Annotated in this window: 13 protein-coding genes; 6 read left to right on the forward strand and 7 right to left on the reverse strand. The window is 72.0% G+C overall.

What is annotated here, in order from left to right; genetic code table 11:
* The first annotated feature begins 27 nt into the window (after positions 1 to 27).
* Positions 28 to 1,203 (forward strand): winged helix-turn-helix domain-containing protein, encoded by a 1,176-nt coding sequence (locus ABEA26_RS29990; RefSeq protein ID WP_345596502.1) that lies wholly within the window; start codon positions 28 to 30, stop codon positions 1,201 to 1,203.
* A 57-nt stretch (positions 1,204 to 1,260) separates the two neighbouring features.
* On the opposite strand, the gene ABEA26_RS29995 is transcribed toward ABEA26_RS29990, so the two are convergent.
* The 7 genes from ABEA26_RS29995 to mtnA all read right to left on the reverse strand — a co-directional run bounded on the left by ABEA26_RS29995 (position 1,261) and on the right by mtnA (position 10,100).
* Positions 1,261 to 2,019 (reverse strand): response regulator, encoded by a 759-nt coding sequence (locus tag ABEA26_RS29995; protein WP_345596503.1) that lies wholly within the window; start codon positions 2,017 to 2,019, stop codon positions 1,261 to 1,263.
* A 223-nt stretch (positions 2,020 to 2,242) separates the two neighbouring features.
* The gene (gene hpf, locus ABEA26_RS30000; protein WP_345596504.1) at positions 2,243 to 2,935 is read right to left on the reverse strand and encodes a ribosome hibernation-promoting factor, HPF/YfiA family; all 693 of its coding nucleotides are present in this window, start codon (positions 2,933 to 2,935) and stop codon (positions 2,243 to 2,245) included.
* A 314-nt stretch (positions 2,936 to 3,249) separates the two neighbouring features.
* Positions 3,250 to 4,092 carry a ComF family protein gene (locus tag ABEA26_RS30005; RefSeq protein WP_345596505.1) on the reverse strand — a complete coding sequence of 281 codons (843 nt, stop codon included), beginning with the start codon at positions 4,090 to 4,092 and terminating at the stop codon, positions 3,250 to 3,252.
* A 254-nt stretch (positions 4,093 to 4,346) separates the two neighbouring features.
* Positions 4,347 to 6,188 carry an LpqB family beta-propeller domain-containing protein gene (locus ABEA26_RS30010; RefSeq protein ID WP_345596506.1) on the reverse strand — a complete coding sequence of 614 codons (1,842 nt, stop codon included), beginning with the start codon at positions 6,186 to 6,188 and terminating at the stop codon, positions 4,347 to 4,349.
* The gene (gene mtrB / locus ABEA26_RS30015; RefSeq protein WP_345596507.1) at positions 6,178 to 8,262 is read right to left on the reverse strand and encodes an MtrAB system histidine kinase MtrB; all 2,085 of its coding nucleotides are present in this window, start codon (positions 8,260 to 8,262) and stop codon (positions 6,178 to 6,180) included. The genes ABEA26_RS30010 and mtrB overlap by 11 nt, the downstream gene beginning before the upstream one ends.
* 1 nt (position 8,263) lies before the next feature.
* On the reverse strand, positions 8,264 to 8,953 hold the full coding sequence (gene mtrA / locus ABEA26_RS30020; RefSeq protein ID WP_193776289.1) for a two-component system response regulator MtrA: 690 nt from the start codon (positions 8,951 to 8,953) through the stop codon (positions 8,264 to 8,266).
* Between the two features lie 4 nt (positions 8,954 to 8,957).
* A complete protein-coding gene (mtnA, locus tag ABEA26_RS30025) occupies positions 8,958 to 10,100 on the reverse strand; it encodes an S-methyl-5-thioribose-1-phosphate isomerase (RefSeq protein WP_345596508.1) in 1,143 nt (380 codons plus the stop codon).
* 140 nt (positions 10,101 to 10,240) lie between these two features.
* Here mtnA and ABEA26_RS30030 point away from each other — a divergent pair, with 140 nt between their 5' ends.
* Genes ABEA26_RS30030 through ABEA26_RS30050 form a run of 5 tightly spaced genes read left to right on the forward strand, consistent with a single transcriptional unit; the run spans position 10,241 to position 15,920 of the window.
* Positions 10,241 to 11,599, forward strand: coding sequence for a DUF7847 domain-containing protein (locus ABEA26_RS30030; protein WP_345596509.1), 1,359 nt, complete (start codon positions 10,241 to 10,243; stop codon positions 11,597 to 11,599).
* A 37-nt stretch (positions 11,600 to 11,636) separates the two neighbouring features.
* Positions 11,637 to 12,395, forward strand: a complete 759-nt coding sequence (locus tag ABEA26_RS30035) for a DUF4129 domain-containing protein (protein ID WP_345596513.1) — start codon at positions 11,637 to 11,639, stop codon at positions 12,393 to 12,395.
* Complete coding sequence (locus tag ABEA26_RS30040) at positions 12,392 to 13,621, forward strand: DUF4350 domain-containing protein (protein WP_345596511.1); 1,230 nt, start codon at positions 12,392 to 12,394, stop codon at positions 13,619 to 13,621. Before ABEA26_RS30035 ends, ABEA26_RS30040 begins: the two co-directional genes overlap by 4 nt.
* Positions 13,621 to 14,610, forward strand: a complete 990-nt coding sequence (locus ABEA26_RS30045; RefSeq protein ID WP_345596514.1) for an AAA family ATPase — start codon at positions 13,621 to 13,623, stop codon at positions 14,608 to 14,610. Before ABEA26_RS30040 ends, ABEA26_RS30045 begins: the two co-directional genes overlap by 1 nt.
* Complete coding sequence (locus ABEA26_RS30050) at positions 14,610 to 15,920, forward strand: DUF58 domain-containing protein (RefSeq protein WP_345596512.1); 1,311 nt, start codon at positions 14,610 to 14,612, stop codon at positions 15,918 to 15,920. Before ABEA26_RS30045 ends, ABEA26_RS30050 begins: the two co-directional genes overlap by 1 nt.
* The last annotated feature ends 148 nt before the right edge of the window (positions 15,921 to 16,068 follow it).

Genomic DNA, 16,068 nt, shown 5'->3' on the forward strand with positions numbered 1-16,068 from the left:
CAGACCCACCCCTTATCGTGCGTACGTATGACGACCCTCCCGCCCCCCGTCACGGAACTGTCCGCAGACGAGGCCCGCCGCCTCGCCCTCCGCGCGCAGGGTTTCCTCGGCGCCCCCGACCGTCGCGCAGGCGTCCGCGGTGTCCTCCGTCATCTGGGCGCGGTGCAGCTCGACACCATCTCGGTCCTCGCCCGCTCCCACGAACTCATCCCGTACGCCCGCCTGGGCGCGGTCGGCCGCAGAACAGTCGAAGCCGCCTACTGGGAAGACACCCACGCCTTCGAGTACTGGTCCCACGCGGCCTGCGTCCTCCCCATCGAGGAGTGGCCCCACTTCGCCTTCCGCCGCCGCGCCTACCGCAACCGCCCGCACTGGAACCACCATCTCCCCGACGGCACCTACGACCAGGTCGTCAAGCAGCTCCGCACCGAGGGCCCCCTCACCGCCACGGACCTGGGCGGCGCGAAGAGGACCAGCGAGTGGTGGGACTGGTCCGGCACGAAGGTCGCCGTCGAGCGCGCCCTCATGTACGGCGAGGTGGTGTGCGTCGAGCGCCGCGGCTGGAAGCGGGTGTACGACCTGGCCGAGCGCGCGGTCCCGGCCGCGCTGCTCCACGACGAGCTGGACGACGCCGAGTGCCTGCGCCGCCTGGTCCGCCTGGCCGGCCAGTCCCTGGGCGTCGGCACGCGCGCGGACATCGCGGACTACCACCGCCTCAGGAGTGAGCAGGTCGACGCCGTGATCGCCGACTCGGGCCTGGTCCCGGTCACGGTGGAGGGCTGGTCCAAGCCCGCCTGGGCGGACCCCTCGGCCCTGGAGGCGCCCCCGCGCGGCCGTCACCGCACGACGCTGCTCTCGCCCTTCGACTCCCTGGTCTGGGATCGTGCGCGCACGGAACGGATCTTCGGTTTCACCCACCGCCTGGAGGCCTATGTGCCCAAGCAGAAGCGGGTGCACGGCTACTTCGCGATGCCCGTCCTGGCCGGCGGCCGACTCGTCGGCCGCGTGGACCCGGCGCGTGAGGGGCTCACGCTGGTCGCCAGGCAGGTCACGCTGGGCGGCCCCAAGGCGGCCCCGGCCGTGGCCCAGGCTCTGGTCGAGGCGGCGGGCTGGGTCGGCTGCACCGACGTACGCGTGGAACGGGTCGTCGCGCCGGACCTGCGCGAGCCCCTCACGAGAGAGCTGGCCCGTCTCCTCACCTGACGGGAGCCGACGCACCGAGCTTCACGGGCTTCGCCGGACGCACCGGACGCACCGGCTTCACCGAATCTCGAGGATCTTCTCCCGCATCGCGTACACCACGGCCTCCATCCTGGAGTGCAGTTGCAGTTTCTCCAGGATGTTGCGCACGTGATTCTTCACGGTGTTCTCGGAGATGAACAGTTCCTTGGCGATGTCCCGGTTGTTCATTCCGGTGGCGACGAGCTTGAGGACCTCCAGTTCACGGTCCGTGAGCCGGGGCGCGGGCACCAATCGGCGTTCGTCGGTCCGCTGGATCATCGACTTGAACTCGGTGAGCAGTTTCGACGCCATGGACGGACTGATCTGCGACTGTCCGTCGGCCACCGCGCGAATGGCGGTGGCCACCTCGTCCGTCGAGATCTCTTTGAGGAGATAACCGGTGGCACCCGCCTTGATCGCCTCGTAGAGGTCGGCCTCCTCGTCACTGATCGTCAACATGATGATCTTGGCGCTGGGGGCCACCTCCTTGATGGAGGTGCAGGCCTCGATTCCGCCCCGCCTGGGCATCCGCACATCCATCAGGATGATGTCCGGCAGGAGGTCGGCGGCCTTCTCCACGGCCTCGGCGCCGTCACCGGCCTCTCCGACGACCTGGATGTCCTCCTCGGCCGCGAGCACGATCTCCAGGCCGCGGCGGAACAGGGCGTGGTCGTCCACGACCAGGACCCTGATCGGCTCCTTGCGCGCAGAGCGCGCGTCCGGGCCCATGCCGGCAGCGCCGTCGTCGATCCCCTCGTCGACGCCCTCGCTCCGCATCGGTCCGAAACTGTCCGCCATCGTTCCTCCCCCTGAAGGCTGTGGCCCGTGGTCCTGAGCCATCGCCAACCCAGAGCAACGACCCACCGGTTGGGCCGTTGCCGCCATGATTCCATGTCCGGCCGACACCGGGGCGACGCGCGCGCCACGAAGGGGTCGCACGTCCTCGCGCACCGTCGCACACCGGTGCCCCTGGGGGCGCACACGCGCTCCAGGGGCACCGGTCCGTCTCACCCGGGCGTCGTCAGCCGCCGAGCGCGTCGCCCGCCTCGGGAGCGTTCGCCTGGGTGACCATCGTGTCCGTGGTGAGGTGGATCACGCCGTAGTCGTATGCGTGTCGCCGGTAGACGACGCTGGGCTCCTTGGTCTCGGAGTCGACGAACAGGTAGAAGTCGTGCCCGACCAGTTCCATCTCGTAGAGCGCCTGGTCGAGGGACATCGGTGCGGCCACGTGGGTCTTCTCACGGACGACGAGCGGGCCGTCGCCCTGGACCTCGAGCGAGCCGATCTTCTTGGTGGGTACGACGTCCTGCTTCTCCGGCGGGACGACCTCACCGCTCCCGTTGAGCGTCGCCGCGCCGGGGACGTGGTCGGCGACCTCGGCTGCCGAGATCCTGCGCGCACCACGGCGCGAGAAGCGCTTGTCGTGCTGCTTGCGCAGCCGGGCACCGAGCTTCTCCGCCGCCAGGTCGAGCGCCGCGTACGGGTCGCTCGCCGCCGCCTCCGCCCGAATCACCGGACCGCGGGAGCGGAGGGTGATCTCCACTCGGTCACAGCGGTCGGCCTGCCGGGGGTTCGGCTCCTTGGACACCTCGACGTCGAGGCTGATCACCTTGCCATCGAGCTTCTGGATCTTCTCCAGCTTCAGCTTCTCGGCCACGTGCTTCCGGAACCGCTCGGGCACCTCGGTCTTGCGGCCCTTGACGACGATGTCCACGCAGAACTCCGTTCCCGGATCGCTCCGCTTCTATGGCGGAGCATCTCCCTTTCGCACCAGGTTCCGGTCTGTCCCAGAACCTCGGACTCGGTGACTCCCACCTCCTCCCCCGCGGGCGAGATCTCCACTCCACCGATGCGGGTGATGACGGCAAAACCCGCAGCACGGCAATCAGATTCGGGAGGTGGTGGCCTGCGGCTTTGCCTCACAACCGAACATATCTCGCCGGGACGGAAGTCGTCACCCTCTACTGCGGCGTACCTCCGTTCCGATGAATTGAACCTCTCACTAGCTGCAACGACGCAAGTTCTCAGTCAGTTCCGGTTTATTTCGAAAGAATCTGGTGAAGCCGCGACCACTGCCGCGCAGATCGCTTCACGAATCACGCCACCGCCTCCGTTCGAACCCGCCATTCGGGGCCCGGTCTTCCGTTCCTCTCTGCCTTCCCCGGCCACCGCCGGATACACAGCCGATTTCACCGTCCGGTTCGCCGCGCGCACGGCACGCGCCGCCTCCGTCAAAGACGCCCCCGTCGTCATCAGGTCGTCGACGAGGACGACCGGCCCACCACCGCACAGCAGCCGGCCACCTCCGGGAACCACCGCCAGCGCCCCGGCGAGATTGTCCAGCCGCTGCCGGGCGCCGAGCCCCGACTGGTCGGCCACGGCGTACCGCTGGCGCAGCACGGCCAGCACTCGCGCCGACGTACCGGTCCGCCGCAGCTCCCCCGCTGCCGCGAGGGCGATCCGCCGCGCGGGGTCGTGCCCCCGCGTGCGCACCGCCCGACGCGCGGAGGGCACGGGCACGAGCAGTACCGGCCCACGCCCGCGTACGGGCCCCAGGCCGCCGACGCCCGTCCCCGCCTCCCGGAGCCCTGCCCGCACCGCTCCTGCCAGAGCCGCGCCGAGCGGTGCCGCGAGGGCCAGTACACCGCGCTCCTTGTGGGCCAGCAGGGCGGCTCGTACCTCGTCCGCGTACCTGGCGGCCGCGTGCACCACCGGCAGCCCGGATGGCTCCGGCACCGGCCGGACCCGGCGCGGCGCGCCCCCGTTCAGCGCCGTACGGCACCGGGGGCACAGCACCGAGCGAGCCCTGCCGCAGCCTCCGCACTCGGCCGGCAGCACCAGGTCCGTGAGGTCCCGCCACCATCCCCGCATGGCCACCACTGTGCCAACACCCGCAGGACTCGACCAGGCCTGTGGACAATGCTGGAGGGGCCCCTGTGGAAAACTCCGGACCCGGACCGCCAGGCATCACCCACACGAGTGAATGCCCGCGTCAGAACAGCCGGACGCCTCCCCCTGGGACGACCTCGTCCCGAGCCCCGACATCACCCCGGGACGGCCCCCACTCCCGCCAGACCTCACCCCGGGCAGACCTCACCCCGGGCAGACCTCAACCCGGCCAGACCTCAACCCGGGTAGACCGGCGCCGTCCCCTCCGTCACCTTCTGCCACTGCAGCCCGGACGGCAGCCTCACGATCACGTCCTCCGAGTACGCCACCAGCGGCAGCCTCTCGTCCTCGGTCGCGGCGATCTCCTTCACCCCGGTCAGAGCCGCGGGCACCGACGCCTCCGGCGTGGAGCCGTCCACCTGGACGTAGCCGATCTGCTGGACGCCCCCACGCTCGCGCCCGACCACCACGAGCCGGCTGTCACCGGCCCAGGACATGGCCGTGACCTCCTCCAGTCCCGGACTCGCGGAGCGCAGTCCGACGACGGTGACCGCGGACGGCTCGCCGGCCTTCCCGTCCCGCTCGATCTGTCCGATGAGCAGTGACCGCTTGCCGTCCTTCTCCACGATGAGCGCGATCCGCACGCCGTCGGCCGCCACCCGCACGGCCTGGACCCGCCCGTCCAGCCCCGGGGTCCGCACCTCCAGCGGCTCGCCCGCGCCCTCCTCCAGCAGCAGCAGCCGGGGGGCGCCCGGGTCGCGGTCTGCGATCCACAGGTCGCCCTGCGCGTCCCAGCTGGGCGGCGTCAGCCGGTTCTCCTCCTTCTTGCCCTTGCTGGCCAGCACCGGGTCGCCGAGCGAACCACCCTGGACCAGCGAACCGACGTACAACGACTTGTTCTCCGGACCGATCGCGGCCGCACTGTGTTCGTCCCGCGACACCGCCACCGACCGCAGGCCCACCGAGCCCTCACCCAGCGCCCCGGGGACGGGCTCCGGCCGGGTCCCGTTGCTGCCCGCGGCGATGCGCACCAGGCGGTTTTTCTCGTCGACGAAGTACAGGTAGTCGGGCCGCTGGGCCGAGCCGCGCGTCGCGACCGCCTCGGCCCGGTCCTCGGTGAGCGAGCACAGTCGCTCGCCGCCCGAGCGCAGCTCGACCTCCTCCACCACCGGAGTGAGGTTCCGCAGTGTGAAGAGCAGCTGGGCCGCCATCTCGTCGCACCTGTCCTCGCCGGCCCGGGCAGCCTTGTCGTTCAGCCGCACCGTCAGTTTGTTGTGGTCGTCGGGCGTCAGCGAGCCGGCGTTCTTCGCCAGTGCCGTCCCGGTCGGAAAACTCGACCTGACCACGGGCTCGAGCAGGCCCGTCGGCCCGCTGATCAGGGAACGCACCACCTGTGTCATGGGGTCCACGAGCCGGCGCACGTAGACGGGGTCGGCGACGGCCGCCGGCTGCGCGCTCGTACCGGCCTGTGTGGTGTCAGCGGTGTTCGAGGCGAAGTAGTACTTGTTGACGGACACGTAGGTGCGCTGGAAGTCCGACTTGCCCATGATGACGCCCTGCGGCAGATCGTCGATGCGCCACTGCCCGCTCTTTGTGTCCCGGGTGAGGTGCACCGGTTCGCGGTACTGGCCGTCCGCCGGCGAGTACGACTGCTGCCCGTCCACCGTGGCGACCCTGGTGCCGGTCAGCGTGACCGAGTAGTCGTCGGCGTCGTCGCGGCTTCCGGAGTGGTCGGACTCGGTGCCCGGACCTCCCGTCAGCACCGTCGTGGACCGCTCCGGCCGCCACGTCTTCGCCGCCTCGCCCGTCAGGTACTTGCGCGCCGTCTCGTACCGGGGCTCGTTGCTGGTCAGTGCCTCCAGGAAGCCCTGCACGATCTCCGTGGGCGAGTCGTCCTCCCGCGGCGGCATCGCGAACACCCGCACCTGCGGGTCCTGCCGCGACGTCGACTCCACTTCCCGCAGATCCCCGCTGTCGGGCATGGACGCACACCCGGCCAGCAGTACGACGCCACAGACGGCATACGTCACCGCGCGTGCCGGCCCCCGCCGACCGCTCCCCTCGCGGTCAGCGCCCACGAGATGCCTCCCCTTGCCTGCTCGGGTCCTCCGGTCCGGCGTCCGGAGGACTCGACGCCTCCGGCGCGGATCCGCCGTCCTGTCTCCTCGCGCCCGACACGGGTCGCGGCACCACGCGCGCGCCGTTGCCAGGAAGTGCCGTCGGATCGGCCGTGGGGGCCGTGGTGGCCGACCGCGGCGGGATGGGTCCTCGGGCGGACACCGGGAGTGCCTGCCCGACCGATGCCTGCGCCGGGACGGTGGCCGCCTTGTCCGCGCCGTGCGGCGGACCGGCGCCGTCGGGACCGGCGTCACCCGGCCCGCGGTTGCTCCGCGAGTCCGTCGGCTCCAGCGGTATCGGCGAACCCCTCAGCGGCTCGTCCGCCGTCCTGGGCAGCGTCAGCCGGAACTGGGAGCCGCCACCGGGCTCACCCCAGGCCTGCAGCCAGCCACCGTGCAGCCGCGCGTCCTCCAGGGCGATCGACAACCCCAGCCCCGTACCTCCGGTGGTACGCGCGCGTGCCGGGTCGGCCCGCCAGAAGCGGCTGAAGACGCGGGCTCCTTCGCCCGGCTTCAGGCCGACGCCGTAGTCGCGCACCGCCACGGCGACCGCGCCTCCGGCCGCGGCGAGCTTGACGACGACGTCGTTGCCCTCACCGTGCTCGACGGCGTTGACGACGAGGTTGCGCAGTACCCGCTCCACCCGCCGGGCGTCCGCCTCGGCGACGACGGGCTGCTGGTCACCGACGACGCGTATCCGTGTGCCCTTGCGCTCGGCGAGCGGTTCGGCGCCGCCGACGACCCGCCGCACGACCTCCCTGAGGTCTATCGGCTCCGCCTCCAGTGCCGCCGCGCCCGCGTCGAAGCGACTGATCTCCAGCAGGTCCGCGAGCAGCGTCTCGAACCGGTCCAGCTGGTCGGCGAGCAGTTCCGCCGACCGCGCGGTCACCGGATCGAAGTCCACACGCGCGTCATGAATGACGTCGGCGGCCATGCGTACGGTGGTCAGAGGCGTCCGCAGCTCGTGCGACACGTCGGAGACGAACCGCCGCTGCATCCGCGACAGGTCCTCCAGCTGGGAAATCTTCAGTTGCAGGTTCTGCGCCATCTTGTTGAAGGCCTCGCCGAGCCGCGCGATGTCGTCCTCGCCGGTGACCTTCATCCGTTCCTGCAACCGCCCGGCGGACAGCCGCTCGGCGATGCTCGCCGCCATCCGTACGGGCGTGACGACCTGGCGCACCACGAGCCAGGCGATGGCCCCGAGCAGGACGACGACGAAGAGCCCTGCCGTCGCCAGCGTGCCTCTGACCAGGCTGAGCGACTCCTCCTCCTGCGTGAGGGGGAAGAGGTAGTAGAGCTGGTACGGCTCACCGTTGGGGTCATTGACCTGCTTGCCGATGACCAGGCCGGGCTGGGACGCCTCGCCGGAGTCGTAGACGATCCGGGTGTAGCTCTGCGCCGCCACCGTGCTGCCGTCGATCCGCTCCCGCAGGTCACCGGGCACGCTGCCCGACCAGTTGACGAAGCCGGAGGCGCGCAGGCCGCGCCCGCTTCCGCTCTCCCCGCCCATGGGGAGGGTGACCACGTCGAAGGCGCCCTGGCCACCGCTGGAGAGCGACTTCACCAGTTCACTCATCCACTGGTTGACGTTCTGCGGGGTGCGGCCGTCCACGGGAACGACGGGCACGCCGTCGTCACCGGTCACGCTGGCCGCTTCTTCGGCCTTCTGCTTGGCCACCGCGAACCCTCCGGTGGCCTGGCTCTGGGACGCCTTCACCTTCGCGTCCAGCAGCCCGTTGCGGACCTGCCCGATCACCACGAAGCCGAGCAGCAGCACCACGCCCAGCGACATCAGCAGCGTGGTGACGACGACCTTGAGCTGGATGTTGCGCCGCCACAGCCGCATGACGGGCAGCAGCGGACGGTGCACCCAGCGCATGAACAGCCGGAGCACCGGGCTGCCCTGCACCCCGCCGTGCAGCAGCCCACCCTCCAGCAGCCGGCGCCGGCGGGAGCCGGTGGGCGGGTGGCCGACAGGCCCTCCGGCGTGGGCCCCGGACCGGCCGGGCGCCGAAGCGGCACTGTCCTTGGTCATGTCAGCTCGGTCCGGCCTTGTAACCGACGCCACGGACGGTCACCACGATCTCCGGCTTCTCCGGGTCCTTCTCGACCTTGGAGCGCAGCCGCTGCACATGCACGTTGACCAGCCGGGTGTCGGCCGCGTGCCGGTAACCCCAGACCTGCTCGAGGAGCACCTCACGCGTGAACACCTGCCACGGCTTGCGGGCCAGCGCCACCAGCAGGTCGAACTCCAGCGGCGTCAGCGCGATCGACTGACCCTCCCGCTTCACGGAGTGACCGGCCACGTCGATGACCAGGTCGCCTATGGCGAGCTGCTCCGGTGCCGGTTCCTCGGACCTCCTCAGGCGCGCCCTGATACGGGCCACCAACTCCTTCGGCTTGAACGGCTTCACGATGTAGTCGTCGGCACCGGACTCCAGACCCACCACGACATCGACGGTGTCACTCTTCGCCGTCAGCATCACGATCGGCACACCCGACTCCGCCCTGATCAGGCGGCACACCTCGATGCCGTCCCGACCGGGCAGCATCAGGTCGAGGAGCACCAGGTCCGGCTTGGTCTCCCGGAAGGCGGCCAGCGCCTTGTCACCGTCGGCTACGAAAGACGGCTCAAAACCCTCACCACGCAGCACAATGCCGAGCATCTCGGCCAGTGCGGTGTCGTCGTCGACGACAAGGACTCGTCCCTTCATAAACGACATCATCCCATTAGCTAATCGTTACCTGGCGTGACCTGGCACACAGCTCCGCGAGAGCCGCGGTCGTCACGGGAGAAACCGCGCCCTCCTCGGTGACGATCGCCGTCACCAGTTCGGGCGGAGTCACATCGAACGCCGGGTTGTACGCCTGGGTCCCCAGGGGTGCCACCGGAATCCCGCCTCCCGCTCCGGCCACCGGCACCTGAGGTGCTGTGACCTCGGTCACTTCGTATCCGGGGCGCTGCTCCACTTCGATGGACGCCCCGTCCGGCGTGTCCGGATCCACCGTCGTGACCGGGGCCACCACGATGAACGGCACGTGGTGGTACCTCGCGAGCACGGCGAGCGGATAGCTCCCCACCTTGTTCGCCACCGAACCGTCGGCCGCGATGCGGTCCGCACCGATGAGCACCGCGTCCACCTCACCCGCCGCGAACAGCGAACCGGCCGCGTTGTCGGTGAGCAAGGTGTACGCCATGTCGTGGCGGGCCGCCTCGTATGCCGTCAGGCGAGCACCTTGCAGCAAGGGACGCGTTTCGTCCACCCACAGCCGTCGCAGCCGCCCCGACCGGTGCGCCGCGAGGGCCACCGCGAAGGCGGTTCCCTCACCGCCCGACACCAGCGAACCGGTGTTGCAGTGGGTGAGGACACGGTGCCCGCCTGCGGGCAGCAACTCGTCCAGCAGCGCCAGTCCGTGCGCTGCCATCCGTGCGCTGGCCTCGGCGTCCTCCCGGTGCAGCGCCCGCGCCGCGGCCAGTGCGGCCGCGGCTGCCTGCGGAGTGTCACCGCTCCTGGCGAGCTCCGCCTGATGAGCGGCCCGCGCCCGGCCCACCCCTACGGCGAGGTTCACCGCGGTGGGGCGGGCCCCCGCCAGCGCTGCCGCGGCCTCCTCGACGTCGAAGCCCCGGGCGGCGGCGAGCGCGACACCGTAGGCGCCCGCGATGCCGAGCAGCGGCGCCCCGCGCACGGCGAGCGAGCGGATCGCCTCCACGAGCACGGCCGCGTCCGTGCAGACCAGCTCGGCCTCGTCGGCCGGCAGCCTGGTCTGGTCCAGCAGGACCAGAACCGGCCCCTCGGGTGGTTCCTCCCAGCGAAGAGCCGGTATTCCGGTCGGCCGCTTGCCGTCGCCGCTTCGCGCGTACTGATCAGCCATGCGGTCAGTCTGCCCCCTACCCGACGGACAATTGAAGGTGCGCAGCCCATACCGCGGCCGGTCCACGGCCGACCGCCCCATGGCACGATGGCTGCCAACCAGCCGCCGCGACCGCGGACGGGCACCGTGAAGGAGCGACGATGAACGACACTCCGGGCTGGGCCTCGCCCGGATCCGCCCCGTCCGACGGGCGGGAGCCCGGCGCGTCCGGCCCCGCCGAGCCCGCCGACCGCCCCGGCGCCACCGATCAGCCCGCGCAGCCCGCGGACCGGCCGGGCGCGGAACCGACGAGCCCCGGCACGAAGTGGTCCAAGGAGCAGCCGCCCCCCGGGCAGTGGTCCACACCCACCGGCCCCGGCCAGGCCCCGCCTCCTCCACCGCCGAACCAGGGCTGGGGCACCCCGCCCCCCGGAGGCGGCTACGGAGGTCCTCCTGGCGGTTACGGCGGCCAGGGCGGCGGCTACGGCCCCCCTGGTGGGCACGGCGGCTGGGGAGGTGGCTGGGGCGGTCCCCCGCCCGCGGCCAAGCCCGGCGTGATCCCGCTCCGCCCGCTCGGCGTCGGCGAGATCCTCGACGGCGCGGTCTCCACCATGCGCACCTACTGGCGCACGGTCCTCGGCATCTCGCTGACCGTCGCGGTCTTCACCGAGATCATCGTCGTGCTGCTCCAGGGCCTGGTCCTGGACGACATCAGCAGCGAGGCCCTCAACGACCCCGACGCCACCCTCAGCGAACTCGGCGACGCCCTTGCCGACACCACGATCAGCTCGGGTGTCATCCTGCTGATCTCCCTGATCGGCACCGTCCTGGCCACCGCGCTGCTGACGACGGTCACCAGCCGCGCCGTCCTGGGCAGGCCGGTGCCCATCGGCGAGGCCTGGCGGGACGCCCGCCCCCAGGTGCTGAGACTGTTCGGCCTGATCATCCTGCTGATGCTCATCGTCGCCGGCATCGTCACGGTCGGCTTGGCACCCGGTCTCCTCGTCGCGGCCGCGGGAAGTGGCGACGCGGGCCTGGCCCTGACCGTCCTGGGGGTCCTGGCAGCCGGCGTCGTCGCGGTCTGGCTCATAGTCCGCTTCTCGCTGGCGTCCGCGGCGCTGATGCTGGAGAAGCAGGGCGTCAAGAAGGCGATGAGCCGCTCCGGGAAGCTGGTGCGGGGCTCCTGGTGGCGGGTCTTCGGCATCCAGCTGCTCGCGACGATCATCGCCTACGTCGTCACGTCGATCATCATCATCCCCTTCACCTTCCTCGCGGCGGCCCTCGGCAGCGACGGCGTCGGCGGCTTCCTGGAAGGCACCGGGGGCCTCGGCTGGACGTTCCTCGTCGTCACCGGCATCGGCTCGGTGATCGGCTCCATGATCACCTTCCCGATCACGGCGGGCGTCACCGTGCTGCTCTACATCGACCAGCGGATCCGCCGCGAGGCCCTCGACCTCGAACTGGCCCGTGCCGCCGGTCTCCGGGACACCGGCGCGCCCGGCACCACACCGGGGAGCTGATGCGGTGAGCCCGGCGGGGGGAGGCCTCACAGAGGTGCTGTCACGCACCGCCGTACGGACGCTGTCGCGGGCAGGCGACAGCACCGTGCCGGCGCTGTCGCGCTCCGGCGACGAACCGCCGGTGACGATCCCGCGCGACCCCGCACGGGAGGCCGCGCGGCATGAGCTGTCCAAGCGGATGTACCACGAGAACGACCCCAGCCGGCTCCAGCGCGCCCTCAACGCCTTCTGGGACTGGATCGAAGACCTGTTCGGCAGTGCCTCCACCGCGACCCCCGGCGGGACGCTCGGCCTGGTCGTCGTCATCGTGGCCGTCGTGGCGGTGCTGGGCGCCCTCTGGTGGCGCCTGGGCACCCCGCGCCGCCGGGCGGCCTCCGCCCCCGCCCTGTTCGACGACCGCCCCCGCAGCGCCGCCGACCACCGCGCCGCCGCCGACGCGCACGCCGCCCAGGGCCACTGGAACCAGGCCGTCCAGGAACGCATGCGGGCCGTCGTCCGTGCCCTGGAGGAACGCGCCCTCCTCGACATCCGCCCCGGCCGCACCGCCGACGAGGCTGCCACCGAAGCCGGCCGCGCCCTGCCCGCGCACGGCGCCGGACTGCGCGCCGCCGCCCGCGACTTCGACGACGTCACGTACGGCGGCCGCCCCGGTACCGAGCAGGCGTACCGGCGCCTCGCCGAACTCGACCGCGCGCTGGAACGCAGCAAGCCACAGCCGGCGAACAGCACGACCGCCGACAACGCCGGCAATGCCGACAGCACCGACCCGAACGCCCGCCAGGGAGCCGCCGGATGACCACCGAGGCCACGCTCCCCACCACCTCGGCCTCGCCCACCGCCCGCCAGGTGTGGACACGCACGCGAGGCGTCGCGCTCGCCCTCGTCGTGTTGCTCGTCGGCGCCGTCGCGATCGCCGTCGTCCGCTCCGACGCCCGGCACGGCGAACTCGACCCGCGCTCCGCCGACCCCTACGGCAGCCGGGCCGTCGCGGAACTCCTCGCCGACCGGGACGTCTCCACGCGCGTGGTCACCACCCTGGACGAGGCCCGCGCCGCGGCCGGCCCCGACACCACCCTGCTGGTCGCCGTCCCCGACCGCCTGACCGACCACCAGCAGAGGCGGCTGCACTCCGCGACCGAGGGCTCCGGCGGCCGTACCGTGCTCGTGGCTCCGGGCGGTCCCGCCGTCGAACGCCTCGCCCCCGGCGTCACCGCCGACCCCGCGCTCAGCCTCGACTCGACGCTGGCCCCCGACTGCGACCTGCCCGCCGCCCGGCGCGCGGGCACCGCCGACACCGGCGGCATCCGCTACAGCAGCGCCCACGCCGAAGCCGACGCCTGCTACCCCAGCCGACGCCTGGCCACCCTGCTGCGCATCCCCGGGGCATCCGGAGAGGCGGCCCAGGAGGGCGCCCCGGGGGACACCGTCGTCCTCGGCGCGCCCGACATCCTCTACAACAACCACCTCGGCGAGCACGGCAACGCCTCGCTCGCCCTCCAACTCCTCGGCTCCCGCGACCACCTGGTCTGGTACCTCCCCTCGCTCTCCGACACCACCGCCCCGGACGACGAGCGCAGCTTCTTCGACCTGCTCCCCTCCGGCTGGCTCTGGGGCACCCTGCAGCTCTTCGTCGCCGCCGCCCTCGCCGCTCTGTGGCGGGCACGTCGGCTCGGCCCCCTGGTGCCCGAAAAACTCCCCGTGGCGATCCGCGCCTCCGAAACCGCCGAAGGCCGCGCCCGCCTCTACCGCAAGGCGGGCGCCCGCGACCGCGCGGCCACCGCTCTGCGCTCCGCCACCCGCACCCGCCTCGCCCCCCTCGTAGGCGTCACCGCCACCCAGGCGCACACGCCCGAAGCCCTGCTCCCCGCACTGTCCGCCCGCCTCCGCGGCGAACACGACGAACACCGCGGCGGACAGTCCCCGCACACCCTCCTCTTCGGCCCGCCGCCCGGTGACGACGCGGCCCTCATCGCACTCGCCGACCAACTCGACGCCCTCGAAAGAGAGGTACGCCGTCCATGATGGACCCGACCACTGACAACGCCGGGCGGACCGGGGACCCGGGCGACGCCCGCGCCGCCCTGGAGGCCCTGCGCGCCGAGATCGCCAAGGCCGTGGTCGGCCAGGACGCCGCCGTCACCGGTCTCGTCGTGGCGCTCCTGTGCCGCGGCCACGTCCTCCTCGAAGGCGTCCCCGGAGTCGCCAAGACCCTCCTGGTCCGCGCCCTGGCCGCCGCCACGGAACTCGACACGAAGCGCGTCCAGTTCACCCCCGACCTGATGCCGAGCGACGTCACCGGCTCCCTGGTCTACGACGCCCGCACCGCCGAGTTCTCCTTCCAGCCCGGCCCGGCCTTCACCAACCTGCTCCTCGCCGACGAGATCAACCGCACGCCCCCGAAGACCCAGTCGTCCCTCCTCGAAGCCATGGAGGAGCGCCAGGTCACGGTCGACGGCACGCCTCGCCCGCTCCCCGAGCCGTTCCTGGTCGCGGCGACCCAGAATCCGGTCGAGTACGAGGGCACCTACCCCCTCCCGGAAGCCCAGCTGGACCGCTTCCTCCTCAAGCTCACCGTCCCGCTCCCCTCCCGGCAGGACGAGATCGACGTCCTCACCCGGCACGCCTCGGGCTTCGACCCGCGCGACCTGCGCGCCGCCGGCGTACGCCCCGTGGCGAACGCCGCCGACCTGGAGGCCGCCCGCACGGAGGTGTCCAGGACGACGATCTCCCCCGAGATCACGGCCTACGTCGTCGACATCTGCCGCGCCACCCGCGACTCGCCGTCCCTCACCCTCGGGGTCTCCCCCCGCGGGGCCACGGCGCTGCTCTCCACGGCCCGCGCCTGGGCCTGGCTGACGGGCCGCGACTATGTCACCCCCGACGACGTGAAGGCCCTGGCCCTCCCCACCCTCCGGCACCGTGTCCAGCTCCGTCCGGAGGCCGAGATGGAGGGCGTGACCACGGACTCCGTGATCAACGCGATCCTCGCCCACGTCCCCGTTCCCCGCTGATGGCACTCACCGGACGTGCCGCACTCCTCGCGGCCATCGGCTCCGTCCCGATCGGTATCTGGGACCCCAGCTGGACGGGCGTCCTCGCGGTCAACGCCCCGCTGGCCGCCGCGTGCGCCTGCGACTTCGCTCTGGCCGCCCCCGTACGACGCCTGCTCCTGAGCCGCTCCGGCGACACCTCCACGCGCCTGGGCGACACCGCCGACGTCACCCTGACGGTCACCAACCCGGCCCACCGTCCGCTCCGCGCCCATCTCCGCGACGCCTGGCCTCCCAGCAGCCGGCAGTCCGGCGCGGAGACGTCCGCCTCCCGCCACCGTCTGACGGTGCCCGCCGGTGAACGCCGTCGCGTCACCACCCGTCTCCGCCCCACCCGTCGCGGCGACCGCCGGGCGGACCGCGTCACGATCCGCTCGTACGGCCCTCTGGGACTTTTCGCCCGCCAGGGCACCCACAAGGTCCCTTGGACGGTACGTGTCCTGCCCCCGTTCACCAGCCGCAAGCATCTCCCCTCCAAGCTGTCCCGCCTGCGTGAACTCGACGGCCGCACCAGCGTGCTCACCCGCGGGCAGGGCACGGAGTTCGACAGCCTGCGCGAGTACGTTCCCGGCGACGACACCCGTTCCATCGACTGGCGTGCGACAGCCCGCCAGTCCACCGTCGCCGTCCGCACGTGGCGGCCCGAACGGGACCGCCACATCCTGCTCGTCCTCGACACCGGCCGCACCTCGGCCGGCCGTGTGGGCGACGCCCCCCGCCTCGACGCCTCCATGGACGCCGCCCTGCTTCTGGCCGCCCTGGCCTGCCGCGCCGGCGACCGCGTCGACCTCCTCGCGTACGACCGTCGAGTGCGTGCCCTCGTCCAGGGCCGCACGGCAGGCGATGTACTGCCCTCCCTGGTCAACGCGATGTCGACCCTGGAGCCGGAGCTCGTGGAGACCGACGCACGCGGCCTCACCGCCACCGCCCTCCGGTCGGCCCCGCGCCGCTCCCTGGTCGTGCTGTTCACGACACTCGACGCCGCACCGATCGAGGAAGGGCTGCTCCCCGTCCTGCCACAACTGACTCAGCGCCACACGGTCGTCGTGGCATCGGTGGCGGATCCGCACATCTCACGGATGGCCCGGGCTCGCGGGAACGTGGACGCCGTGTACGAGGCCGCAGCGGCGGCGCAGGCCCAGGCGGAACGCCGCCGCACCGCGGACCAGCTTCGCCGGTACGGCGTAACGATCGTCGACGCGATTCCTGACGAACTGGCCCCGGCACTGGCCGACGCCTACCTGGAGCTGAAGGCAGCGGGACGCTTGTAACCGGCGGCACGGAGTGGGGCGCGGGGCCGACCGGCCCCGCCATTACCTCGCTACTCTCATTGTCCTGAAACGCAGAAAAGCCCCGCACCGTTCCCGGTGCGGGGCTTTCTCGCAATGATTGTTCGGCGGCGTCCTACTCTCCCACAGG

Source organism: Streptomyces marokkonensis (genome assembly GCF_039539045.1).
In the GTDB taxonomy this organism is placed as follows: Bacteria; Actinomycetota; Actinomycetes; order Streptomycetales; family Streptomycetaceae; genus Streptomyces; species Streptomyces marokkonensis.